General features: G+C 40.5%; 21 protein-coding genes and 1 other annotated feature. Of the genes, 4 read left to right on the top strand and 17 right to left on the bottom strand.

What is annotated here, in order from left to right:
* Positions 1 to 30: 30 nt before the first annotated feature.
* From CSV61_RS10765 to CSV61_RS10800, 8 genes are all read right to left on the bottom strand, one after another.
* Positions 31 to 270: a ferredoxin gene (locus tag CSV61_RS10765; protein WP_083034588.1), complete on the bottom strand. Its 240-nt coding sequence runs from the start codon at positions 268 to 270 to the stop codon at positions 31 to 33.
* A gap of 37 nt (positions 271 to 307) precedes the next feature.
* A complete protein-coding gene (locus CSV61_RS10770) occupies positions 308 to 1,342 on the bottom strand; it encodes an NAD(P)/FAD-dependent oxidoreductase (protein ID WP_083034587.1) in 1,035 nt (344 codons plus the stop codon).
* Positions 1,343 to 1,599: 257 nt separating this feature from the next.
* On the bottom strand, positions 1,600 to 2,775 hold the full coding sequence (locus CSV61_RS10775) for an ABC transporter substrate-binding protein (RefSeq protein WP_099639216.1): 1,176 nt from the start codon (positions 2,773 to 2,775) through the stop codon (positions 1,600 to 1,602).
* Between the two features lie 17 nt (positions 2,776 to 2,792).
* A complete protein-coding gene (locus tag CSV61_RS10780) occupies positions 2,793 to 3,533 on the bottom strand; it encodes an ABC transporter ATP-binding protein (RefSeq protein ID WP_083034585.1) in 741 nt (246 codons plus the stop codon).
* A complete protein-coding gene (locus tag CSV61_RS10785) occupies positions 3,530 to 4,309 on the bottom strand; it encodes an ABC transporter ATP-binding protein (RefSeq protein ID WP_099639217.1) in 780 nt (259 codons plus the stop codon). The genes CSV61_RS10780 and CSV61_RS10785 overlap by 4 nt, the downstream gene beginning before the upstream one ends.
* A gap of 4 nt (positions 4,310 to 4,313) precedes the next feature.
* Positions 4,314 to 5,351, bottom strand: a complete 1,038-nt coding sequence (locus CSV61_RS10790; protein WP_083034583.1) for a branched-chain amino acid ABC transporter permease — start codon at positions 5,349 to 5,351, stop codon at positions 4,314 to 4,316.
* Positions 5,351 to 6,229, bottom strand: coding sequence for a branched-chain amino acid ABC transporter permease (locus tag CSV61_RS10795; RefSeq protein ID WP_099639218.1), 879 nt, complete (start codon positions 6,227 to 6,229; stop codon positions 5,351 to 5,353). The genes CSV61_RS10790 and CSV61_RS10795 overlap by 1 nt, the downstream gene beginning before the upstream one ends.
* A 30-nt stretch (positions 6,230 to 6,259) precedes the next feature.
* On the bottom strand, positions 6,260 to 7,588 hold the full coding sequence (locus CSV61_RS10800) for a phenylacetate--CoA ligase family protein (RefSeq protein ID WP_083034581.1): 1,329 nt from the start codon (positions 7,586 to 7,588) through the stop codon (positions 6,260 to 6,262).
* A 566-nt stretch (positions 7,589 to 8,154) separates the two neighbouring features.
* Between CSV61_RS10800 and yedE the strand changes: the two genes are divergently transcribed.
* Positions 8,155 to 9,363 (top strand): selenium metabolism membrane protein YedE/FdhT, encoded by a 1,209-nt coding sequence (yedE, locus tag CSV61_RS10805; RefSeq protein WP_083034580.1) that lies wholly within the window; start codon positions 8,155 to 8,157, stop codon positions 9,361 to 9,363.
* Complete coding sequence (gene yedF, locus CSV61_RS10810; protein ID WP_083034579.1) at positions 9,353 to 9,592, top strand: sulfurtransferase-like selenium metabolism protein YedF; 240 nt, start codon at positions 9,353 to 9,355, stop codon at positions 9,590 to 9,592. The genes yedE and yedF overlap by 11 nt, the downstream gene beginning before the upstream one ends.
* Here the strand turns inward: yedF and CSV61_RS16830 are convergent.
* The 7 genes from CSV61_RS16830 to CSV61_RS10845 all read right to left on the bottom strand — a co-directional run bounded on the left by CSV61_RS16830 (position 9,583) and on the right by CSV61_RS10845 (position 16,759).
* Positions 9,583 to 9,786, bottom strand: a complete 204-nt coding sequence (locus tag CSV61_RS16830) for a hypothetical protein (RefSeq protein WP_158233839.1) — start codon at positions 9,784 to 9,786, stop codon at positions 9,583 to 9,585. The genes yedF and CSV61_RS16830 overlap by 10 nt on opposite strands.
* Positions 9,787 to 10,002: 216 nt before the next feature.
* On the bottom strand, positions 10,003 to 11,652 hold the full coding sequence (locus CSV61_RS10820) for a BCCT family transporter (RefSeq protein WP_099639220.1): 1,650 nt from the start codon (positions 11,650 to 11,652) through the stop codon (positions 10,003 to 10,005).
* Between the two features lie 123 nt (positions 11,653 to 11,775).
* Positions 11,776 to 12,858, bottom strand: a complete 1,083-nt coding sequence (locus tag CSV61_RS10825; protein WP_099639250.1) for a tartrate dehydrogenase — start codon at positions 12,856 to 12,858, stop codon at positions 11,776 to 11,778.
* Positions 12,859 to 12,875: 17 nt separating this feature from the next.
* A complete protein-coding gene (locus CSV61_RS10830; protein WP_099639221.1) occupies positions 12,876 to 14,321 on the bottom strand; it encodes an aldehyde dehydrogenase family protein in 1,446 nt (481 codons plus the stop codon).
* Positions 14,314 to 15,408 carry an aromatic ring-hydroxylating oxygenase subunit alpha gene (locus CSV61_RS10835; protein WP_099639222.1) on the bottom strand — a complete coding sequence of 365 codons (1,095 nt, stop codon included), beginning with the start codon at positions 15,406 to 15,408 and terminating at the stop codon, positions 14,314 to 14,316. Before CSV61_RS10835 ends, CSV61_RS10830 begins: the two co-directional genes overlap by 8 nt.
* Before the next feature lie 43 nt (positions 15,409 to 15,451).
* A complete protein-coding gene (locus tag CSV61_RS10840; protein WP_083034574.1) occupies positions 15,452 to 15,700 on the bottom strand; it encodes a ferredoxin in 249 nt (82 codons plus the stop codon).
* Between the two features lie 24 nt (positions 15,701 to 15,724).
* Positions 15,725 to 16,759 (bottom strand): NAD(P)/FAD-dependent oxidoreductase, encoded by a 1,035-nt coding sequence (locus CSV61_RS10845; protein WP_099639223.1) that lies wholly within the window; start codon positions 16,757 to 16,759, stop codon positions 15,725 to 15,727.
* Between the two features lie 245 nt (positions 16,760 to 17,004).
* Here CSV61_RS10845 and CSV61_RS10850 point away from each other — a divergent pair, with 245 nt between their 5' ends.
* Positions 17,005 to 18,369, top strand: a complete 1,365-nt coding sequence (locus CSV61_RS10850; protein WP_083034572.1) for a sigma-54 interaction domain-containing protein — start codon at positions 17,005 to 17,007, stop codon at positions 18,367 to 18,369.
* 529 nt (positions 18,370 to 18,898) lie between these two features.
* Here CSV61_RS10850 and CSV61_RS10855 read toward each other — a convergent pair.
* Positions 18,899 to 20,485 carry a 2-isopropylmalate synthase gene (locus CSV61_RS10855; RefSeq protein WP_099639224.1) on the bottom strand — a complete coding sequence of 529 codons (1,587 nt, stop codon included), beginning with the start codon at positions 20,483 to 20,485 and terminating at the stop codon, positions 18,899 to 18,901.
* A gap of 57 nt (positions 20,486 to 20,542) precedes the next feature.
* Positions 20,543 to 20,782 (bottom strand) — a binding site (T-box leader).
* 294 nt (positions 20,783 to 21,076) lie between these two features.
* On the opposite strand from CSV61_RS10855, the gene CSV61_RS10860 reads away from it, so the two are divergent.
* A complete protein-coding gene (locus CSV61_RS10860) occupies positions 21,077 to 22,447 on the top strand; it encodes an alanine/glycine:cation symporter family protein (protein ID WP_099639225.1) in 1,371 nt (456 codons plus the stop codon).
* 59 nt (positions 22,448 to 22,506) lie between these two features.
* On the opposite strand, the gene CSV61_RS10865 is transcribed toward CSV61_RS10860, so the two are convergent.
* Entirely contained in the window at positions 22,507 to 23,382 is an 876-nt protein-coding gene (locus CSV61_RS10865) for a stalk domain-containing protein (protein ID WP_099639226.1), read from the bottom strand.
* Between the last annotated feature and the right edge of the window lie 50 nt (positions 23,383 to 23,432).

Raw genomic sequence — 23,432 nt, forward strand, 5'->3', positions numbered from 1 at the left:
AATTTTGTTATACTTCATTTCAAAAAAATACTAAACTTCTTCTAAAACAATAGGATGTTCCGAAACTTTGATAGAGTCGGTTGGGCAGCCCTCGAGAGCATCATCTAGATCATCTAGTAAATCTTCATCGACTTCCGCTGAACCTTCATTGTTATCTAGGTGCACAAATGCAAAGCCTTCATCATTGTAATCAAAAATATCAGGTGCGCTTGCTCCGCATGCACCGCATGCTATGCAAGTCGATTGATCAACAATAGTATGTGTAGCCATAAAAGGTGTCCTCCTTTATTCTAATTTAGTCAAGTGTTCACGAGTTGACCGGGACTTTTTTCTGTTCTTGCTTTTCCTTTTTCTCCATCAATGTCGTACTATGAGTGGCTTGAACTTTAGCTGTTGGATCAATGTAGACCTTTGCGTTACTAACAGCTGTTGGCGCTTCTCCAAATCCACTAGCTATAAGTTTAACTTTTCCTGGATACGTGCAAATGTCGCCTACAGCGTAAATACCTTCAATGTTCGTTTCCATTTTAGAGTTGACGACAATACTATTCTTTTCTATTTCTAATTCCCAATCCTTAATAGGACCGAGAGAAGACACGAAACCATAGTTAACTATCACTTCGTCAATTGTTACTTCTTCTACCTCTTCTGATTTCATCTTACTTAGAACGATTTTCTCGATTCTATCTTCACCAATAAACAATGATGGTGTATACGGTGTTTTAATTTCTACTTTAGAATTCATTAAGTTTTCTACGCTAGCTTCATGTGCTCGGAACTTATCACGGCGGTGAACGAGTGTTACTTTATTCGCAATTGGTTCAAGCATCAGAGACCAGTCTACAGCAGAGTCCCCGCCACCAAAAATTTGTACATTCTTTCCCGCAAAGTATTGTAGATCTTTAATGAAGTAGTGTAAGTTTTTATCTTCATATCGTTCTGCATTTTCCACATCAAGCTTTCTAGGTTGAAACGCGCCATTTCCAGCTGTAATGATAATTGCCTTAGAGTAATGAGTTTCTTTATTCGTTTTGATTTTGAAGTTCCCATCCTCTTGCTTAATCACTTCACGTACCTCTTGTTCAAGGGTGATATTCGGTTCGAACTGAGACATTTGCTCAACCAGATTATCAATAAGATTTTGTCCCGTGATCTTAGGGAATCCTGCAATATCGTATATATACTTTTCAGGATATAAAGCCGTTAATTGACCACCAAGTTGCGGAAGGCTTTCAATTAAGTTTACCGACATTTGGCGCATACCTGCATAAAAGGAAGTAAACAATCCCACAGGGCCGCCACCGATTATCGTTAAATCATAAACTTTCTGTTCAGTACTCATATGCCGTATTCTCCTCTCTTTCAGTAGGAAATTAATTTCTTCAAAGTATAACGGATAATTAACGTATCTCTTATTTTTTGTTATACTTAGTATCTTAAATCAATGTGTAAGCGTTGTCAAGAATATATTCAGAATAATTTATTTCTATTTTAAAATCGGATAATCTTGTGCTCTTGCCATGCATTACTTGATAGATAAACTACTCTTAAAGAAATTTTCATATAAAAAGCACTGCTACGGCGCAGTGCTTTTCTATCTCATTCAATATACGTCCATTTCCCGTCCTTAACAGTCGCCATTACAAAGCTCTCTGGTCCAAGCCCATTATGATCATCAGCTGTGTAATTATAAACACCTGTCGTACCGACCCAGTCTTTAATGTTCGCTTCTAAATAATCACGGATGGCTTGACGATCAGTAGCTCCGTTCTTTAATGCCTCTACTGCCAACATCACATTGTCATAACCGTAAGAACCAAAGTTAGTCGGCTCACTGTCATATTTCTCCGTATACTCATTGTAAAATTTTGATACTACATCGTACTGTATATCATCTTCAGGAATCTGATTTGGGAATAGTAGTTTTCCAGTCGGAATTACTACGCCTTCTGCAGCTTCACCCGCCAAAGAGATAAAGTTTTGATTTGCAATGCCATGACTTCCAAATACAGGTAATTTAACCCCTAGATCATGAGCATTTTTTGCGATTACAGCAGGTCCGGGATTCGTTCCCCAGACGACAATCGCTTCTGCTTTTGCACTATTAATTTTTGTTACTTGTGTACTCATATCAGGATCTTGTGTATTATAGCTTTCCTTCGCTACAATTTTAATGTCATATTCATCTGCCAAAGCTTCCAATTGCTCTAAGCCACTCGAACCAAATGCATTGGAATCACTGATCGTGCCGATTTTATTAATTCCTTGTTCGTTTAAATACATATAAATACGTTCAACTGCTTGTCTATCCGATTGCGGTGTTTTAAACACCCATTCTGCATCTTCAACAGGTTCGACGATATGCGTACTTGCTGCAGCAGAAATCATCGCAACTTTTTGTTGCATGGCGATTCCTTTCATTGCAAGGCTTTCACCACTTCCTGATGAACCAAGTAGCGCTAATACATTTTCATCATTCACTAATCGATTAGCTTCTTGTGTTGCTTTTTCCTGACTAGATTCGTCATCAGCTAAAATTATTTTTAATGGAATACCATCAATTCCACCTTCTGCATTAATTTTTTCTTCTAATAGTTTCGCTGCATTCCACTCAGGTTCACCCAATGGACTATTAGGACCTGTTTTAGAATAAATTGCACCAATTTTATACTCTGTCAGTTCTCCACTTTCAGTCTTCGCGTCTGCGTCACTACACGCAGCTAGCACTATTGACATCATAACTGCTAGGATTAACATAGGTAATTTTCTGAACATCTTCTCATCCTCCATCATCAATGTACTGTGTGCCCTAAGTAAGCTTCTTTCACTTCTGGATCATTCAGTAATTCCCTTGAACTACCACTTTTAATGATTTCACCATGAGAAATGACATACCCTCTATCAGCTATCCTAAGGGATGCATGTAAATTTTGTTCTATTAATAAAATTGTTGTCCCAAACTGCTTACGTAAATCACCAACGAGCTCCAATACATCTTTCGCTACGAGAGGGGCGAGTCCTAATGTAGGTTCATCTAGTAACAACAGATCGGGCTCCGCCATCATTCCCCGCGCAATTGCAAGCATTTGTTGCTGACCGCCAGACATCGTTCCACCCATTTGATCTTTTCGATCTCTTAGTATCGGAAACAGTTCGAAAACCTTTTTGATGTTTTCTTCTACTGCCTGCTTGTTAGTGGTTTTACGGTGGTGGTAAGCGCCTAAATATAAATTATCCAAAACAGTCATTGTAGAAAAAATTTGACGATGTTCAGGTACATGAATTAAATGTTTTCCTACAATTTTTTCAGCTTCCATTCCTGTAATATCAGTACCTTGATAAATAATTTGCCCACTTGTCGGTCGAAGCAATCCAGAAACGGTTTGTAAAAGAGTTGTCTTACCCGCTCCATTTGCTCCTAACAAAGCAACAATTTCACCTTGATTAACAGACAATGATGCGCGATTTAATGCTTGAATCGGCCCGTAGCTGACAGAACAGTCGAGTATATTCAGTAGGTTTTGTTCACTCATACGACTTCCTCCTCGATTTCTGCGCCTAAGTAAGCCGAAATTACAGCTTCATTCGCTTGAATTTCTTTTGGAGTTCCCTCTGCAATCTTCATGCCTTGATCCAAAACAACAAGTTTATCGCAAATGCTCATGACTAGATCCATGTCATGCTCAACGACTAGAATGGTTACTCCAGTTTCTCTAACTCTTTTAATTAACTGGCTCATTTCAGATGTCTCACTGTGATTTAATCCTGCTGCAATCTCATCCAATAGAAGAAGTTTAGGTTCTGTAGCATAGGCACGAGCAAATTCCAGTAGTCGCAATTTTCCTAATGACAAACTAGATGCTTTCTGATCGTAAAGTGTTTCTAGATTGAAGAAACGTAAAATGTCCATTGCTTCTTCATACACCTTGCGCTCTTTTCTAGTTATGCCAAGTAACATAGAGGCAACTCCTGAAAGGTTTTGCTTCGTTTTCATATGCTGGCCTACCATGACATTTTCGATCACTGTCATATTTTTAAACACTTGTAAATTTTGAAACGTTCGTGAAATACCTAAAGGAGCAACTTTATATGAAGGAAGTAGATCAATCTTCTTCCCGCAAAATACAATACTACCTTCAGTCGGTGGAAATATAGAAGATATCATGTTGAACATTGTGCTTTTCCCTGCTCCATTGGGGCCTATCAACCCAACGATTTGTCCTTCATCGACAGAGAAGCTGACTTCGCTATTTGCTACAACTCCACCAAATCTTTTAGTAATTGACTCTACTTGCAACAATGTCCTCATCTCCTCATTCTGAAACACTTGGTTTTATCGGTGCGACGGATACAGACGATTTCTTTTCCCCTCTCTTGATAGCTGCACTTTTTAACAAGTCTACTACTGTTGGGAATAGACCTTTTGGCATGAAGATAACAACTAATATCAAGATTAATCCATAAATCACGTGTTCCGAATCACTAGTGATGAAAGTGAATCGCTCACCAAGTGTATGAACAGTAATGCCGATCATACGTATTAATAAAGCTCCTATCAAAGCACCCCATACACTTCCACTTCCGCCTAGGACGACCATTGCCAAGAAAAGAATGGATGCATCAAATGTGAATGCTGAAGGAGATATACTATAGCTCATATGGGCAAACAACCAACCGGCAAGTCCAGCAAATGCAGCACTTAAGATAAATACCTGCATTTTATACCTGCCTGTATTCACTCCCATTGAGCTAGAAGCAATTTCACTATCATGTATAGAACGCAGGGCACGTCCAACCCGAGAATGAACAATGTTTAGTGATAGTATTAAAACTAGTAAAACGAAAAACCATACGAGAAAGTAATATGGAACTCCTTGGTTGATTGTCATGCCGAACAATGACAGCTGTGGGATACCATAAAACCCTGATGCTCCCATTGTAATTCCCTTACCTTCAACCAGCAGACCATGAACGATAATACCGAGAGCCAATGTTGCCATAGCTAAGTAATATCCACTTAATCGAGACATCGTATATCCCATGAAGAAAGCTAGAAGAGCTGGAACAAATAAAGCTATAGGCAAGCTAACCCAAGGACTCCATCCCCACGTAGCTGTCAAAATAGATGTAGTATATGCTCCCACTCCATAAAATGCCGCTTGCCCTAAGGATATTTGCCCCGCATAGCCCATTAATAGACCTAAACCAATAGCTATAATCGCGTATATACCTGCAAAAGTGGCCTGTGTAATGAAAAACGATTGAGTGACTACCAATGGGAATATAAGGATGGCGGCAATGAATACAACTACGCCCCACCACTTCGTCTGTTGAACGCCTTGTAATTTCATTACAAACCTCCCTTTCCGATAGTTTTCTCACCCAAAATACCATTGGGTCTTATGATCAGTATAAGTAAGAATACTGAAAAAGTAATAACTTCTTTCATTCCTGAACTAATATAGCCAGCTCCCATGGATTCGAATAGTCCAATTAGCAAACCACCTATAACAGCTCCAGGGGCACTACCTAGTCCTCCTAGAATGGCTGCTGAGAAACCTTTAATACCCAACATAGCGCCCATATCATATGCCGGGAAGATAATTGGCGCGATCGCAAGGCCTGCGATGGCTCCAAGCGCAGCACTCAACACAAAGGAGAAAGAAGACATTCTTTTTGGACTTATTCCCATTAATCTTGCAGCCATCGGATTAACAGAAGATGCTTGGAATGCTTTTCCAAGCATTGTTTTATCGATAAACATGTACATAAGACCGACAACCAACAGCATAATCAAGACAACCCAAATTGATTGAGGTGTAATGGAAGCGCCTCCAATAGTTACAGGAGTATTCTCAGTGAAAGGTGCAACTGTATGCTGGTCTTTCCCCCATACCATGCTACTGATTCCCCGGATAAAGATCGATGTTCCAATCGTTAAAATGATTAAGCTGATTGCATCAGCACCTTTAGCTCTTCGTATCAAGAGGAATTCCATTAGCCAACCGATGAGTGTTACAAAGAGAATCGTAGCAATAAAGGAAAGCCAATATGGTACACCCACCGATACAAGTGAAAACATAGTCAATCCGCCAAGCATGACGAATTCTCCTTGAGCTAAGTTAATTACTTTTGTCACACTATAAATAGTTACGAAGCCAAGGGCGACAATTGCATAAATACTTCCAATCGTAATTCCCGTTAATGTGAACTGTAAAAAATCTTGCACTCACTTCACGCCCTTATCAAGTTGTTATTGTCATACACTTACAGGCGAACAATCACGCTTATCTATAACACGAGTTGCCTTCCCTTCAGATCTTGGAAGCGCTTTTGGTTCATTGCATACAACATCTACTGAGATTAAACACGAATTCTTCAATTTGTGCTGGATCTTCCGCTTCATATTCATGATGGATTCATGAAGTAAGTCACACCCAACTTCTTCATATAGAGAAACCTCGATCTCGATATGTAATTCAATAGCATCCATAACTCCTTTACGAATTAATTGAATCTGATAAACAGGTGACAATCCTTCTACTTGAAGTAGTTCCCGTTCAATCTCAGATGGGAAAACATTTACTCCACGTACGATGATCATGTCGTCTGTTCTGCCTTTAACGCGAGACATACGCGTCGTTGTTCTTCCACACTTACATTTCTCATGAGTAATTGATGCAATATCTCCAGTGCGATAACGGATAACTGGAAGCGCTTCCTTTTGTAAGCTAGTAAATACTAATTCACCAAGTTCACCTTCAGCAACGGGTTCAAGGGTATCGGGGTTAATGACTTCAACGAAGAAATGATCGTCTGCAATATGCAGTCCATCTTGCGCTTCATGACATTCAGACGCAACACCTGGCCCCATAATTTCACTTAAACCATAAATATCTACAGCTTTGATACCTAGTTTTCGTTCTAACTTTTGGCGTACTTCTTCAGACCAAGCTTCAGCTCCAAAGATTCCATAATCCAAGTTTGTATCACGAGGATCCATACCTAAGTCTTCCATTTTCTCAATAATACTCAAGACGTAAGATGGGGTGCCGCAAATTCCGCGTGGCTTAAGGTCATTGATGACCGTAATTTGACGTTCAGTGTTTCCTCCAGAAATCGGTATAGTAGCTACACCTAATTCATCTGCCCCTTGATGAAGACCAAGCCCTCCTGTAAACAAGCCATAACCGTAAGCATTATGGAATACATCGGATTTCTTTCCGCCAGCCGCGACGATAGCACGTGCCACTAGAACCCCCCAGTTTTTAAGATCTTGCTCTGAGTAGCCGACAATAGTTGGTTTTCCGCTTGTTCCGGATGAGCCATGAATCCTTGCGACATCATCAACAGGTATAGCGAATAGCCCGTACGGGTACTGATCACGGAAATCCTTTTTCTTTGTGAAAGGCAACTTCTTAATATCCTCTAATGATTGAATATCTTCAGGCTTAACTTGTAGTTCATCAAATTTTTGTTTATAGAATTCGACATTTTCGTATACATTCTTTACTGTCTTTTTTAATCCCTCAAGTTGCATTTCCCGCTTCTGTGAGATGGATGCGCTTTCAATTTCTGGATTGTACATAGATAAATCCTCCCTTTTCTCTATTATTATTTCAAAGGAATATAACATTTCCGAAACGGCATTTCTTATATTCGTTATACTTAACAATACATTAATGCATCATTTTCATTTAGTCAATACTAATTTCTGAATATTCCCTTTAAAATAAACTATGTAAAGTTGTAACTTAGTGGAAAAAATAATAAATGGACAAGGATATTTAAACATAATCTCAATTATATAAACTTAACATTTTTATTAATCACACTAAATTCACCGCCGTATAAAATACGTTATATTAATTATTTTACTTCGTAGCGATATAATAATTTATAATTGTATTTATTATAAAAAAATTCATAGACCAGTCTCTAAATATATAAATTAAAATAATACTGTTACACTAATTTTTTCAATTTACTAATCGCATTAATCCGCACCTAATTATCTCATACTACCAATAGATACATATCCCTTCGGCAATTAAATTTATAATATGAAAAATATTAATTTACGCATTTGCTTACTTGATTTCTGTACAATTAGGAATACACTAGAAAAAGAACTTTTATAAGGGGCAACTACATATGAAAAGAATCATTCAACCTGTTTTTCAACACTATTGGAACCCCTATCTTGTCTTATTACTAGCTGGTATTCTCAGTGCTTTGTATTTCGGACTAACCTCTACCGTCTGGGCAGTAACTGGTGAGTTCACAAGACTCGGAGGCGACCTGCTGATGCTCTTCGGAGTCGATATCTCGGGCTGGCAGTACTTTGATATGGTGCATCTACAAGGAGCTACGTGGAACCGTCCAGACGGCTGGATTGTCTGGGGAATGTTCGCAGGCGCACTCATTATGGTGTTGCTTAGCAATAGCTTCAAAATCCGTCTGCCGCAGCAAAAGCGGCGCTATGTACAGGGATTAATTGGCGGAGTCATCGCAGGGTTCGGTGCGCGTTTGGCGCTGGGCTGTAACTTGGCTGCATTTTTTACAGGTGTTCCACAATTTTCTTTTCACTCTTGGATTTTTATTGTGGCGACAGGCATTGGTACCTTCTTTGGTGCCAAACTGACAAAGACCCGCTGGTGGAAAGGCAAACCTTCATTGATCCGAGGGAATGCGAAGCCGACGCAAGTAAAAAAACGTATAATCCAACCGTACATTGGCACAGTGATCGCCATATTTTACATCGGGCTCATTATATACTTCTTTACGTCAGGACAAACACTGCTTGGCTTAGGTGCGCTGTTCGGTCTGGCGTTCGGTATTCTAATTGAGCGTGGACAAATCTGTTTCACTTCTGCATTCCGTGATTTATTTCTCATTGGACGCAGCGTGATGGCAAAAGCAATCATTGCCGGGATGGCCGTCAGTTCTATTTTGACGGTCGTTGTCATTTGGATCTATGATTTAACACCCATCACACAAATTGCAACGCTTAGTACATTTATCGGTGGAACGTTATTTGGGCTCGGTATCGTGATGGCGTCAGGTTGCGAAACGGGTATGATGTATCGATTGATGGAAGGTCAATTGCTATTTTTACCGGTATTTGCAGGTAATATTATCGGCGCTACGTTCCTTGCCTATGCATGGGACCATCTTGGTGTCTATGATGTACTGGTCAAGGGCGGTTCAAAAATTAATTTACTAGATACTATTGGACCGATTGGTGCAATTTCTGTCACGCTCCTCATGCTTGGTGGACTTTATGCGTTAACGGTTTACGGAGAAAAACGTTACCATTGTAAATTAGCAATCAAGAGAGGAATGAATATACATGCAAACTAAAGTAGAGGCGGACTTCACACTTGACCTTCGAGGTGAGTCCTGCCCTTATCCTGTTATTTACACATTGGAAACACTTGAAGGTATGAATAAAGGTGACATGCTACAAGTCATCACCGATTGTCCCGGCTCTTTCCGCAATGTACCAGAAGAAGCAATTGCTCACGGTTACAAGTTTGCGCAAGATCCAGTAAAGAACGGTCAGGAATATGTATTTCATATTTACGCATGAGGAAAGGCAGCGTCCCCAGTGGATACTGCCTTTTCATTTCCTAAAATTAAATTATACTTTCTTTTCCAACGACTTTGACGGGATCTCCCTCCCTGCTCAATTGTAATCTCCACCCTCAGTTCTTCCAGTTTGTCATAAGGTGTCCCTTCGTAAACATAGATTCCATCTTTTACACCCCAACACATCCATTTCATAAACCAAGCCATCAATGATAAAATGTTGAAGGCAAGCCACAATGCAGTAATAACGGCTGTTGCGTCCGATAACTATCCCTAATTCCTAAGCGACAGAAATAGGGCTGTTCCTTATTATGAACTCTCGGAACAACCCTTTTCATTTAATCTTTTACTTTACCAATGAGTGTTAACGCTTACAATTGCTATGACTCACCTACGGCTTTTTTAGAGAAATCACTTGTTCGTGACTAACGTTTTCTCTTCCCGCGTCTCTTCCACTTCTGCTAAGATAACCGGTTCTTTCTTCATCTCTTCCGGCTTTTTCAGCTTTTCCAGCTTTTCCAGCCTTTCCGGCTTTTTCGTTTTAGATAGTTCCACCTTCTCCTTCGCTTCTCCCCCAGAAATGATTGCAGCCTCTTCTTTTAACCCGATAAATGTTGAGTAGCACATGAAAAGCATCAAGACTGCGATTGGAATTGCTGTGGCAACGAGAGCCGATTGTAGTCCAGCTAAGCCGCCTGTCATGATCAACACGACAGAGATAGCTGCGATGATCACTCCCCATACGATCTTTGTCAGATGTGATGGATTCGGATTGCCATTTTCACTAATCATTCCAAGTACAAATACCGCTGAGTTTGCGGAAGTGATAAAGAAAACAATGACTAGCACCATGGCTAAAATACTCAAAAATACACTCATCGGAAAGTATTCAAAAAATATAAACAGTGCCGATGTAATGTCGGATTCCACCGCAGTTGCAATTGCAGTCTCGCCCGCATTCTGGATGAACGCAATCGCCGAGCCGCCCATGACCGAAAACCAAGTGAAAGATCCCAATACTGGGATGAAAATCGCACCGAACATGAATTCCTTTATCGTTCTGCCTTTCGAAATCCTGGCTACAAAGCTGCCGACCAACGGAGCCCATGCAATCCACCAGCCAAAATAGAACAACGTCCAACTGGAAATCCACGAACCGTCTCCATATGGCTCCGTACGGAAAGACATGCTGATGAAGTTCTGGGCATAATCACCTATTCCTTGGAAGAATATTTTCATAATCATCTGTGTCGGACCAAAGATAAGCACCAACCCCAATAAAACGAACGCCAGTAACATATTCAAGTTTGATAGATGCTTCATCGCCCCTTGAAGACCGGAAACAGTTGATACCACATAAATCATACTAACGGCTATGATGATGATCGCTTGTGTGGAAATGCCAATCGGCACATCCCAGAGGTAATTCATGCCGCTATTGACTTGCAATGTTCCGAAGCCGAGCGAAGTCGCAATCCCAATGACGATGGATAGAATGACAATGACGTCGATGGTTTTACCGAAAGTTCCTCGGATTTTATCGCCGACCAACGGGTAAAAGACGGAACTTAAAGAGGCAGGCAGCTTTTTCCGGAACTGGAAAAATGCTAATGATACGCCGATCACTGCATAACAGGCCCATGCCGAAACACCCCAATGCAGGAAAACGAATTGCATTGCTGTTTTTGCAGCTTCTTCCGAATAACCGGTTCCAAAGGGAGGATCGATGTAGTAGGAAACTGGTTCTGCAACTCCCCAGAAGACAAGGCTGATTCCTATAGAAGCACTAAATAGCATACCAATCCAAGTGGCCGTCTTATATTCCGGCCGATCGTCATCATCTCCCAACCGAATATGACCGAATTTGGACATCCCGATATAAATACAAAAAACGAAGAAAATGAAAACGCTTCCCAAAATGAACCAACCTAGATTATTATAGATAAAACTAAGTGAGGAATTGGAGAAGTTCTCTAGCTGCTTCGGCGCAAAAATACCGATACTTATTAAAACTAAGCTAACAGCCAATGAAGAATAAAACACAGTTTTTTTATCTCTCATATTACCGCTCCCATTTCAAAGACCTACTTGTGTCGATGTGTCGAAAACCCCAACACAGCCAAACGAGCAGGCATTTGTTAAATTTTAATCGGTGTTATTTGCATAACACCGATTAAATCGATATTAAGCTTTTACTGACTGCAAGTTTCCTATGATGTCTACAATCCGGTCTCCTACTTCTAAAGTAGAAGCGCTTCCTTGCATATCGGGTGTTAGCACTTCATCCTCGACCAATAACCGCTCAATGGAATCCACTACCATTTTGCCGTATTTTTCGTAACCGAAATGATCAAGCATCTGACTCGCAGACCAGATAGCGGCTAAAGGATTACCAATTCCTTTTCCTGCAATATCGGGCGCCGAGCCATGTACAGGTTCGAACATTGAAGGGAATGTACCCTCCGGATTAATGTTTGCTCCCGCAGCTAGACCAATTCCACCTGCGATTGACGCGCCAACATCAGTTAAAATATCGCCGAATAAATTCGAAGTAACCACTACTTCAAAACGTTTTGGATCTGTGATCATCAGCATGGCGGCGGCATCTACTAAATAAGAAGCTGTTTTTACTTCCGGGTAGTCTGCACTTACTTCATCGAATACTTGATCCCAGAAGACCATTGAATAGTTTAATGCATTTGCTTTACTGATACTTGTCAGGCTGCGGCCTTGTTTTTTAGCAGTCTCGAAAGCATAGCGAATGATTCTTTCTGTACCTTTGCGGGAGAATACACCATTTTGCAGGACTACTTCATGCTCCTGGCCTTTAAACAGCCAATCTCCGGCTCCTGAATATTCACCTTCCGTGTTTTCACGGATAAACAGCATATCAATATCATTACGATCGACATTTTGCAGAGGACAATGGGCACCGTCCAGCAAAGTCACTGGACGGATATTGACATATTGATCGAAACTTTTACGGATTATCAACAGAAGATCCCATAATGAGATATGGTCCGGAACACCCGGGAAGCCGACAGCCCCTAAATAGATTGCGTCGAACCCCTTTAGTTGTTCAATTCCATCTTCAGCCATCATGCGCCCTTCATGGGTGTAATATTCACAGCCCCAAGGGAAGTAGGTAAAATCAAATATGAAACCACCGTCGAGCTCAGCAACCTTTTTCAGTACTTTGATCCCTTCATCAATGACTTCAGGACCGATACCGTCTCCGGCAATTACAGCAATCTTATAAGTCTTCATTCCAGCATTCACCACTTTCATCCTTGATTCCAAACAACGAGCTTCATTTCTGTCATTTCTTCAATTGCATATTTTAGGCCTTCACGTCCTGTACCGCTTTCTTTCACGCCGCCGTATGGCATTTGGTCTACACGGTAAGTAGGTACGTCATTAATGATTACGCCGCCCACTTCCAAATTTTTCGAAACATATAGAGCATGTTGTACATTATTTGTATAGATTCCTGCTTGTAAACCGAAACGAGAGTCGTTGACTAACTCAACAGCCGTTTGCACGGAATCTACTTTATTCACCACGACAATTGGTGCAAACACTTCCTGACAAGATACTTTTAGCGCATGATCTACATTTGCAATGATTGTAGGTTCCAAGACACCGTTTTGTGCAATGCCACCTGCAAGAATCTCTGCATCACTCTTCTTTGCTTCTTCAATCCAGCTAAGTGTGCGTTCCAATTCTACCTTTGAAATCAATGATGAGATATACGTATCTTCCGCAAGAGGATCGCCTAACTTTAACTGTTTAGCAGCAGCTGCAAATTTACTCGTGAATTCTTCGTAAAGTCCTTCATGGACGTAGATTCGTTGTGTTGAAATACACACTTGACCTTGATTCGAGAAGGCACCCATAATACAGCGATCGATAATAGAGTCAACATCAATGCCCTTATCTATAATCAACGCAGAGTTAGATCCCAATTCCAATGTGGTCTTCTTCAATCCGGATTTATTGCTGATTCCGATTCCGACACTTGGACTTCCGGTAAACGTGACCATTTTAACTCGCTCATCCATGACAAGAACGTCACCGATGACACCCCCTGGTCCCATTATAACATTTAGTACACCCGGCGGAAGACCTGCATCTTTAAATACTTCTGCGATGAATAAGGCAGATAGAGGCGTTTGAGATGCCGGTTTCAAGACTATTGGGTTTCCCGCAGCAATTGCGGGCCCAACTTTATGCGCCACTAAATTCATTGGGAAGTTAAATGGCGTAATGGCAGCGATTACACCGATCGGTTCACGCAGTGTATATCCTATTCGTCCCACACCGCCAGAAGCAGCATCAAATGGAATCGTTTCTCCATGGATGCGTTTTGCTTCTTCTGCAGCGAATTTATATGTCTCGATCGTTCTTAAAACCTCGGCTCTTGCAAACATAATAGGCTTTGCAGATTCGCTTGAAATGACCGTCGCTGCTTCTTCCGTTCTCTCAGCTAGTATTCTCGCGACGTTTTCCAATATTTCGGCACGTTGAAATGCAGGCATGTTTCCAATAACTTTTCTTGCATTATGTGCAGCTTCAATTGCTTGTTCCGTCAGTGCTTGATCCGCCATAGCAATTTCAGCAATTTTTTCATTTGAGTATGGAGAATATAGTGGAGCATAGCTTGGTGTTTCTACATATTCCCCGTTGATCATTAATTGTTTATTAGTTGTTCTATCAAGTAGTTTATTCATTGAGCGCCTCCAGAACCATTTCATGGAATTGTACGATTGCTTGTTCAGATTGTGAGTAACGGCCTTTCTCGAATGCACGTGATTTGAAGCCGAGTTGCTCTAATTCAACCAATTCGATATCTTCAAAGCGAACTTGCTCCGCAAACGTCATCAGGTCTTTCTCTTCCTGGGTCAGTTTTTCCAAGCTGTCTTCGCTAAAGTAGTACGTATAAACGATTTCAGTATTTTCTTCATCGATTGGGACTAACTGAATAGTTGCCATATTCGCAGGTCCCGGATAAATTGTAAGCATCAAGTTCGGCCATAGCCAGAAGAATGACCCACCTTGCATTTCTGCTTCTTCTAAATTTACTTCTCCATACTGCTTATCAGGCTTCACCATAGAACCTTGTATTGAATAGTTCTCACACGTAATGATCTGATAATCATCCATGTCTAATGTGTCAATAAAACTTGGATGCGCTACGTGACAATGATCACATTCAAGATAGTTTTCAATAAATGCTTTCCAATTTGCTTTAATATGACGGGATTTCTTGTGAGTAAATTGCAGATTCTTCAAGAATTCAAATTTCCCTAGACGATCGAAGAAATCACCATAGGATTCAGCCAATGGTTTTGCATTGTCATCCAAGTTAACAAAAATTAAGGATTCGATTACTTCCATTCTAACGGAACGCAAGCATGCATCCTGAACGCAAGCAGCATCTTCTTCGCTCCGAAAGTTCGGCGCTTTGTTTAAAGCCCCATCCGTTTTGAATGTCCAGCCATGATACGAGCACTGTAGAATTTTCTTTTTGCCCGAATCACTTTTCTCCAATTTCGTCGCTCTGTGAGGACAAACATTATAAAACGCGCGAAGAACTTCATCTGTTCCCCGGATAATAATAAGTGGGTCATCGCCAATCTCAGCAGTAAAAAACGCGCCTTTTTTTTCAACTTGGCTTACATGGCCGACTAATTGCCAACTCTTCGCGAAAATCATTTCTTTTTCTTTTTTCAATACCTCTGGATCCGTAAATAGATTGTAAGGCATCGTTTTTTCGAATGTTCTTTCCGTTGCGTTCTGTACTTTATTATAAGCCATTTCTCATTCTCCTTAGAGTTATATTTTATAGTTCATTAATCAATTAACTAGCTTCAATTCTCTGGCAAGAGAATGGTACGTCTGCCATTTTGATGGAATTTGTCGGGCAACCTTCGAATGCGTCTTCCAAATCCTCGATCAAATCTTCTGGCACTTCGGTAATGCCTTCATTGTCATCCAATAATGCAAAAGCAAATCCGTCGGCAGTATAGTCAAACAATTCAGGGGCAACCGGGTTACACGCCCCGCAAGCGATGCACGTGCTTCGCTCCACCATTGTATATTGTGCCATTTCCTAGCCTCCTATCTAAAATATTCAGTTGACTCCGGCAGTCAATTTCTTTGGAGCTTCTTCCGATTCTCCCATGATGCTGGTACTATGCAGCGGCTGAGTTTTTGCTGTCGGATCGATATATACTTTTGCGCTGCTCACTGCGACAGGTGCTTCACCAAAACCAGATGCAATTAACTTTACTTTTCCTTCATATGTGCAAATATCCCCTACTGCGTAGAGCCCTTCGATATTCGTTTCCATTTTTGAATTGACCACGATGGAGTTTTTCTCTATTTCAAGATTCCAGTCCTTGATAGGCCCTAATGATGAAACGAAACCGTAATTGACTAGTACATCATCGACTTCAAGCTCTAAAAACTCTTCTGTTTTAGAATGCTTTAGAATTACTTTCTCAATTCTTTCATCACCTAACAATTCGACCGGAACATAAGGTGTCAATCGATCTACTTTGGATTGTTTTAATAATTCCACGCTATGTTCATGTGCACGGAACTTATCTCTGCGGTGAATGATGGATGCTTTATCAGCAATCGGTTCCAGCATCAATGCCCAATCCACTGCGGAATCTCCCCCGCCGAATAAAGCCACTTTTTTATCCTGGAACTGATTCATATTCTGAACGAAATAATGAATATTCTGTCCCTGGAACTTCTCTTCGCTCTCGATCTCCATCTTCCTTGCTTGGAAAGCTCCGTTACCTGCAGTGACAATAATTGTTCTTGAATAATGTACTCCACTATTTGTTGTCAGTTTGAAAACGCCATCATCTTCTTTTTCAACTTGCATTACCGCTTCATCCAAGCAGACAGTAGTCGGAAATTGATTCATTTGTTCAATCAGATTATCTACCAGCTCCTGTGCTCTTACTTTAGGAAAACCAGCGATATCATAAATATACTTTTCAGGATACAGTGCCGATAGTTGGCCACCCAGTTGTGGCAAACTTTCAATAACTTTTACAGACATTTGTCGAAGCCCCGCGTAAAATGCTGTAAATAGGCCGACTGGTCCACCCCCAATAATTGTTACGTCGCTAACTTCAGCTGTTCTAATCATGTTGTGCCTCCTTGTTGTTATTTTATATATACGAATATAGTTACGGGGCGATTAGGGCACTCCCTCACTATTGCCGCGTTAGTAAATACTATTGCAAGTATCGTGCCAATCTTTGAAACTTGCATGAAAGTTAGATTCTTATCGTATTTTTATAAAATACCTGCTAGAATTGAGTCAAGTTTGATTCAAATATATTAAAATATTCCCAAAATTGACTCAGACCAATTGTAGGAAGGTGATCATGCATGACTCATGAAAACAAACAAGAAAAAATGGATTTATCTTTGGAGTCACTACTTAAAATACTGGATTATTCATCAGATGAAATTTATGTATTGGATGGAGAAACCAAAATTGTATATGTCAATCGTAATTGCGAAAAACATTACGGAGTAAAAAAGTCTGATGTCGTAGGAAGATATAATGATGACTTTTTTAATGAAGGATACTGGACGCCCTCCGTCGTTCCACGTGTATTAGAAAAGAAAATGCCGGTGTCGATGAGACAGCAAACAAATATCGGAGCTGAATTGTTGACTAGGGCTTTCCCTATACTAAATAACCATAATGAGATCGAATATATTGTGATTACGGCAACTGAAATAAAAGATTTCACACGACTAACAAAAACTGAAGAACAACCCTCATCCAACGAAGTAGACAAAGACTTCGCAGATACGGTGATTATGAATAATGAAAAGATGCGTAAAATCTTACGCTTCTGTGAAAAGGTTGCACCAACAGACTCCACTGTGTTGGTGCACGGTCAATCCGGAACTGGTAAAGGTGTCATCGCCTATCATTTGCACAAATTGAGTGCGAGAAGAAATGAACCTTTCCTAAATGTTAATTGTGCAGCTATCCCCGAAGACTTGTTAGAATCAGCACTTTTTGGTTATATCGCCGGTTCTTTTACAGGTGCTAAAAAGGAAGGGAAAATTGGAATGTTTGAAGCGGCGGATAATGGGACTATATTCTTGGATGAAATCGGGGAGTTGGCATTACCTTTGCAAGCTAAAGTACTTCAAGTCATTCAGGATAAGAAGTTTATCCCGATCGGCAGTAATGTTAGTAAGACAGTGAACGTCCGTATTATCGCTGCCACGAACCAAGACTTACTAAAAATGGTGGATAATAAAACATTTCGTGAGGATTTATTTTATCGACTCAATGTTATCGATATCCATTTACCGACATTAGCCGAACGCAAAGAAGATATTATTCCTTTAGTTTACAGCTTCCTAAGTAAGTTTAATGATAAGTACAATTTCACTAAAATAATCTCCGAAGACTGCCTAACGGTTCTTTATCATTATTCATGGCCGGGCAATGTACGTCAGTTGGAAAATCTGATGGAACGTTTAGTCATTACGAGTGAAGCGGTCATTGGATTGGAAGATCTACCCGAAGTAATTTTGGACAAAGTGAAGGAAGTTCCAGAATTGCTCTATTCAAATTCTTTGGAAAGCGCTTTGGATAATGTGACAGGAACGATGGTCAGAAGGTCGTACCAGAAGTTTCGCTCTTCAAGAGGGGTGGCCGCTGATCTACAAATCAGCCAATCCAAAGCATCCAGACTAATCCGAGAACATTGTCTGAGTGAGGAGTAACGGAAACAAGAAACGTTTCTGATAATAATTAAAACACTACCATTTGTGACGATATAATATTGTTCAAATGGTAGTCCATCATATTTTTTGGTGACTCCAACATTTATAACTTATCCTCCATAAATTCAACAATCGCTCTTCCGATGTATACTTGCAAGGTTTCTATGTAGTAGAGCACACAAATTCCTTGTGAAATTGGTTTTCCAACTTTCTTGTAAATACTTTCTGAAATTCAGACGTAGTTTTTATATTAAGGGGTCTGTATTTTCTATAAATCCCTTTTCTTTTTTTAAACATTTGTTATACATAGATCCCATAATGAAAACTGTTTATAGCTTGGGAAGTCCCTCCGGTTAGAACATACATTGGTAAAGCATACGTTACCGCACTTATCGTGAGTTAACCCCAGAGCAAAATAACGAGTTATGCAACTGATCTGCAACAAAAAAACTCCCAGCCATTCTACACGGCTGGAAGAGATCACAAGTATATATTGATTATCGTCCTGTATTACACTCATTGAGATCCGTTACCCATTGGCAACTGCGTGTTCCACAGTTGCATCTTTGAGACCAGATACGATTACGCTATTAATCGCATTCATATAGGCCAGTGCACTTGCTTTTAAAATATCTGTGTCTGCGGCCTTCGCGATATAATTTTCCCCTTCATGCGCGATAGTAATTTTCACTTTTCCTAACGCATCTTTGCCCCGAGAAACACTGCTAATATCATAGCCAATTAATTTCACTTGAATCTTCGTGATTTCAGCAATTGCTGAATACAGCGCATCGATTGGCCCCGTTCCAACTGCACTTGATTTGAAAATTTCTTCGCCTTTTCGAATCTTGACGCTAGCGGATGGGAAATTAGAATTGCTGACAACTTGCAGATCTTCAAATTCAAAGAAATGATCACTGTAATTCGTAACATTTTCTTTATCATGTTTTTCATAATAATTCTCAACTATTACATACAAATCGTGATCATATACTTCTTTTTTAAGGTCTGCCAGCTTTAAGAATCCTTCAAATACCCCTTCAAATTCTTCAGGCTGCATATACGTAAAACCAAGCTTTTCAAGTGCGTTTTTCACCGCATGGCGACCTGACCGCGCTGTCAAAATCAATTCCATATCATCCAGTCCAACGTCTTCGGGATGAACGATTTCATATGCATCACGGGATTTCAATAAGCCGTCTTGGTGTATACCAGACGAATGAGCAAAAGCATTATCTCCCGTAATCGCCTTGTTCACTTGCACATCCAATCCCATGAAGCTAGATACAAGACGAGATGTATTCATAATTTCTTTTGTATTGATTTGTGTATTCACATTGTAAATGGAGCTTCTTGTTTTCAATGCCATGACCACTTCTTCAAGCGCTGCATTGCCTGCTCGTTCCCCGATGCCATTAATTGTACATTCTACTTTATCCGCACCATTCTTGACTGCTGCTAATGTGTTTGCAGTCGCCATTCCTAAATCATTATGACAGTGAACACTTAATAAGACGTCTGGGTTCAGGTTCTTCATGCGGTCATTTAATTTATAAATCATCGCGCCGAATTCCTCAGGCTCTGCAAAACCTACCGTGTCGGGCACATTAATCATGGTCGCACCCGCCTTCATAACGGCTTCGATTGTATGCCATAAATATTCGAACTCCGAGCGTGAAGCATCTTCCGTTGAATACTGTACTTCAGGCATTAATGTCTTTGCATATTTCACGGCATCTACACCTATTTGAAGGATCTGGTCCTTTGATTTATTGAACTTTTTCTCTACGTGAATATCAGAAGTACCTAGCACCATATGAATCATCGGATTTTCCGCGTACTTTACTGCGTTATATACTGAGTCAATATCTGCCTGCACTGCGCGTGCCAAAGCTGTGATCATCATGTCATTTGTATTGCCTACTCTCTGCGCGACAGCCTTGACCGCTTCAAAATCACCTTGGGATGAAGCAGGAAAACCAGCTTCGATTATATCGACGCCAAGCTTCTTTAATTGCTGTGCAATCTCTACTTTTTCATAAAGATTCAATTTAGCACCAGGTACCTGTTCTCCGTCACGTAAAGTCGTATCAAAAACCCAAATTTTTCTGCTCATCTCTTTGCACTCCTTTTTATAAAAATAAATACAAAAAACCTCGTCTCTATATTGAAATATAGAGACGAGGTTCAACTCGCGGTACCACTCTAATTGATTCGCCATACTTGGCCAATCCACTTATCGACAGCTATCACTGTCTATCCCGTTAACGGAGGAAACCGACATCCCTTACTGTAGGACTTTCAGGGAGTGACTCATGGATGAGTTCAAAATGTGCGCTTGCTGATTTTCACCAACCACCAGCTCTCTATAAAGACGCTTAACATTTTTACTGGTTCCATTCCTAGTCTGCAATGTACTATTAAACGTAATACTACATTGTGTTGGGCAGCTTGTCAAACAATTTCAAATAATTCTATGTATTCTATCCATTGATTGCAGAAAGTATATTTACAAATCTTTTTGCCAAATATGTTATCCGATATATATTTATTAACAATGACTCAAGTACCAAAAAGCTATACATTTCTATTTTTATTTGACACGCCTCCCATTCATTTACTAGTATAGTAGACAACTAATTCGTAAACCGAAACAAAATTAACTAGTTGGTTGAGTAATCTCAAACTACAAAAGGAGTCGGTGCTAATGAATGTGTTTACGAAATGGGTAGAAGCTTCCTCGGATTTTTTATGGGGATTCCCCATCATCATTTTACTAATAGGAGGCGGACTGTTCCTGACAATCCGTTTGAAGTTCTTCCAATTCCGTTATATGCCTCACATTTTTCGTCAAACCTTTGGAAAAATCATGTCGAAAGGATCTGGGGATGGTACGCTAACCCCTTTCCAAGCAACAACCTCAGCACTTGCTTCCACAATGGGAGCAGCAAATATTGTTGGAGTACCTGTAGCCATTGCACTCGGTGGACCTGGCGCGATCTTCTGGATGTGGGTGGTCGCACTAATTGGAATTGGCACGAAATATTCTGAAGTCGTGCTCGGCATCAAGTATCGTGAAAAAAACGCTGCCGGTGATTATGTCGGCGGTCCGATGTATTACATAAAAAAAGGACTCGGCTGGAAAAAGATTGCGTATATCTTTGCATTTGCCCTCATGTTAGAAGTTATGGCGAGCACTATGGTGCAATCTAACTCGATCGCTACAACCCTTGAAGGTTCTTTCGGTTTATCTCCAATTATAACGGGCCTATTCGTTGCCTTATTCGTTGGACTCATTTCGTTTGGTGGAATTAAAGCAATCGGGCGCGTAACGGAACGTCTAATTCCGTCAATGGTCGTCATCTATATTTTAACTGCCCTCCTAATTATCGGTTTTCATGTCGATGCAGTACCTGCAGCATTTGGTTTGATTTTCACACATGCATTCCAGCCAATTTCAGCAGCAGGCGGATTCGCAGGTGCCGGTGTAGCTGCGGCCATTCGTTGGGGACTCGCCCGTGGATTATATTCTAACGAAGCTGGAATCGGTACCGCACCGATTGCCCACGCAGCCGCGGTGAATAGTCACCCCGCCAAACAAGGTTTCTGGGGCGTTTTTGAAGTCGTTGTGGATACATTGATTGTTTGTACCATAACTGCGCTCGTCATACTGACAACAGGCGTGTGGGAAGTCATTGACGCAGACAATGCGGCAAACATGGTGACAGAAGCGTATAGTACGGTATTTGGAGCTTCTCTTGGCGGGATTATTATATCCATTGTATTATTCTTGTTCGTTATTACAACGATTGTAGTCATCATTTATTACGGAGAGAAACAAGCAGAGTTCTTATTCGGACCTAATTTCTCTATCGTCATACGTGTCGCATATATCGTAGCTATTATAATTGGAGCACTTGGTGGATTGCAGTTCGTCTGGAAGTTCCTTGATCTATTACTCGCAATCGTAGTAATTCCTAACGTGATTGCGGTACTTTTCTTAAGCGGACAAGTACGGGATATTACGAATGATTACTTTACAAACCTCTATCCGATGGAAAAGAAAAAGAAACCTTGATGTAAATAGCAGAAAAGGCAGAAGTCCGCTGACTCCTGCCTTATTTTTATATGATTCGATTACTTCATCATTTCTTCAATTAGCTCTACTGGTACATAGGTCTTCCTCGGTTCGAGTAGCTCGGGTGTCACTTCAAACTTCATCAATGATTTATTGTATCCATATTCCTTCTGTCCTCGAGTAATCGTGTAGGTTGGAGCGCCTTTTGATACAATCGCACCAATGCCCGTCGAATCGACGACATATCCAAGCTTCTCAGCAAGCAAACGAAGCGGTACCATTTTCACACCATCAACCATATAATGATCATCTTCTATAATCTGTTCTACAGTGGCATCTTCATCTACTGTATTTACGTCTAGCACCACTATTTTCTCTGGCGTTGTCTGGGCCGGAATACTTCGAGTGGTTTCTCTATAGAACACTAATAAGTTTTTATCTTCTAAGTCCCCAGCCTTCACTTTATTACCGGACGCACTGGAAATGTCTGTACTGTCATCCACCTTCAACTGCAGTTTCAAATACCGATCCACCAGTTCATCATTAAATATTCCAACTACTGCTGTGGTTGTCTCATGTTCTTCAACAATAACGACATCTGGAGTGTACTGAGGTGGGTAAATTAGAATCATCGGTTTATCTGCATGGGTATAGGCAAACACTGTGTCTCCTATTTTTAATTCTGTCTTTTTACCGGAACTATCGAAAATTATTGTTTCTTCGGTAATAGCCAAAACAGGAGAATCGTCTCCCCCTTTAATTGTATAGAGAGTTAACGCATCACTTTTCTCCATCTCGTCTATAGTTCCTTCTACTTTAATAAATGCTTTTTCATCTGACGTCACTTCCTCTTTCGCACCCACCGCTTCAGGTACCGCCACCCCAGCAACAAGCAATACCGACATCACAAATGGCACAATATTATACAATTTCATAAATAAATCCGCTCCTTACTGTAGGTTCTAAATAGTTATTTGTATGGGAT

The sequence above is a fragment of the Sporosarcina sp. P3 genome (assembly GCF_002743415.1).
Taxonomy (GTDB): Bacteria; Bacillota; Bacilli; order Bacillales_A; family Planococcaceae; genus Sporosarcina; species Sporosarcina ureae_A.

Coding starts and splice junctions, on each gene's coding strand:
- CSV61_RS10765 (WP_083034588.1), bottom strand. CDS start 270: ATGGCTACACATACTATTGTTGATCAATCGACTTGCATAGCATGCGGT.
- CSV61_RS10770 (WP_083034587.1), bottom strand. CDS start 1,342: ATGAGTACTGAACAGAAAGTTTATGATTTAACGATAATCGGTGGCGGC.
- CSV61_RS10775 (WP_099639216.1), bottom strand. CDS start 2,775: ATGTTCAGAAAATTACCTATGTTAATCCTAGCAGTTATGATGTCAATA.
- CSV61_RS10780 (WP_083034585.1), bottom strand. CDS start 3,533: ATGAGTGAACAAAACCTACTGAATATACTCGACTGTTCTGTCAGCTAC.
- CSV61_RS10785 (WP_099639217.1), bottom strand. CDS start 4,309: ATGAGGACATTGTTGCAAGTAGAGTCAATTACTAAAAGATTTGGTGGA.
- CSV61_RS10790 (WP_083034583.1), bottom strand. CDS start 5,351: ATGAAATTACAAGGCGTTCAACAGACGAAGTGGTGGGGCGTAGTTGTA.
- CSV61_RS10800 (WP_083034581.1), bottom strand. CDS start 7,588: ATGTACAATCCAGAAATTGAAAGCGCATCCATCTCACAGAAGCGGGAA.
- yedE (WP_083034580.1), top strand. CDS start 8,155: ATGAAAAGAATCATTCAACCTGTTTTTCAACACTATTGGAACCCCTAT.
- yedF (WP_083034579.1), top strand. CDS start 9,353: ATGCAAACTAAAGTAGAGGCGGACTTCACACTTGACCTTCGAGGTGAG.
- CSV61_RS16830 (WP_158233839.1), bottom strand. CDS start 9,786: ATGAAATGGATGTGTTGGGGTGTAAAAGATGGAATCTATGTTTACGAA.
- CSV61_RS10820 (WP_099639220.1), bottom strand. CDS start 11,652: ATGAGAGATAAAAAAACTGTGTTTTATTCTTCATTGGCTGTTAGCTTA.
- CSV61_RS10825 (WP_099639250.1), bottom strand. CDS start 12,858: ATGAAGACTTATAAGATTGCTGTAATTGCCGGAGACGGTATCGGTCCT.
- CSV61_RS10830 (WP_099639221.1), bottom strand. CDS start 14,321: ATGAATAAACTACTTGATAGAACAACTAATAAACAATTAATGATCAAC.
- CSV61_RS10835 (WP_099639222.1), bottom strand. CDS start 15,408: ATGGCTTATAATAAAGTACAGAACGCAACGGAAAGAACATTCGAAAAA.
- CSV61_RS10840 (WP_083034574.1), bottom strand. CDS start 15,700: ATGGCACAATATACAATGGTGGAGCGAAGCACGTGCATCGCTTGCGGG.
- CSV61_RS10845 (WP_099639223.1), bottom strand. CDS start 16,759: ATGATTAGAACAGCTGAAGTTAGCGACGTAACAATTATTGGGGGTGGA.
- CSV61_RS10850 (WP_083034572.1), top strand. CDS start 17,005: ATGACTCATGAAAACAAACAAGAAAAAATGGATTTATCTTTGGAGTCA.
- CSV61_RS10855 (WP_099639224.1), bottom strand. CDS start 20,485: ATGAGCAGAAAAATTTGGGTTTTTGATACGACTTTACGTGACGGAGAA.
- CSV61_RS10860 (WP_099639225.1), top strand. CDS start 21,077: ATGAATGTGTTTACGAAATGGGTAGAAGCTTCCTCGGATTTTTTATGG.
- CSV61_RS10865 (WP_099639226.1), bottom strand. CDS start 23,382: ATGAAATTGTATAATATTGTGCCATTTGTGATGTCGGTATTGCTTGTT.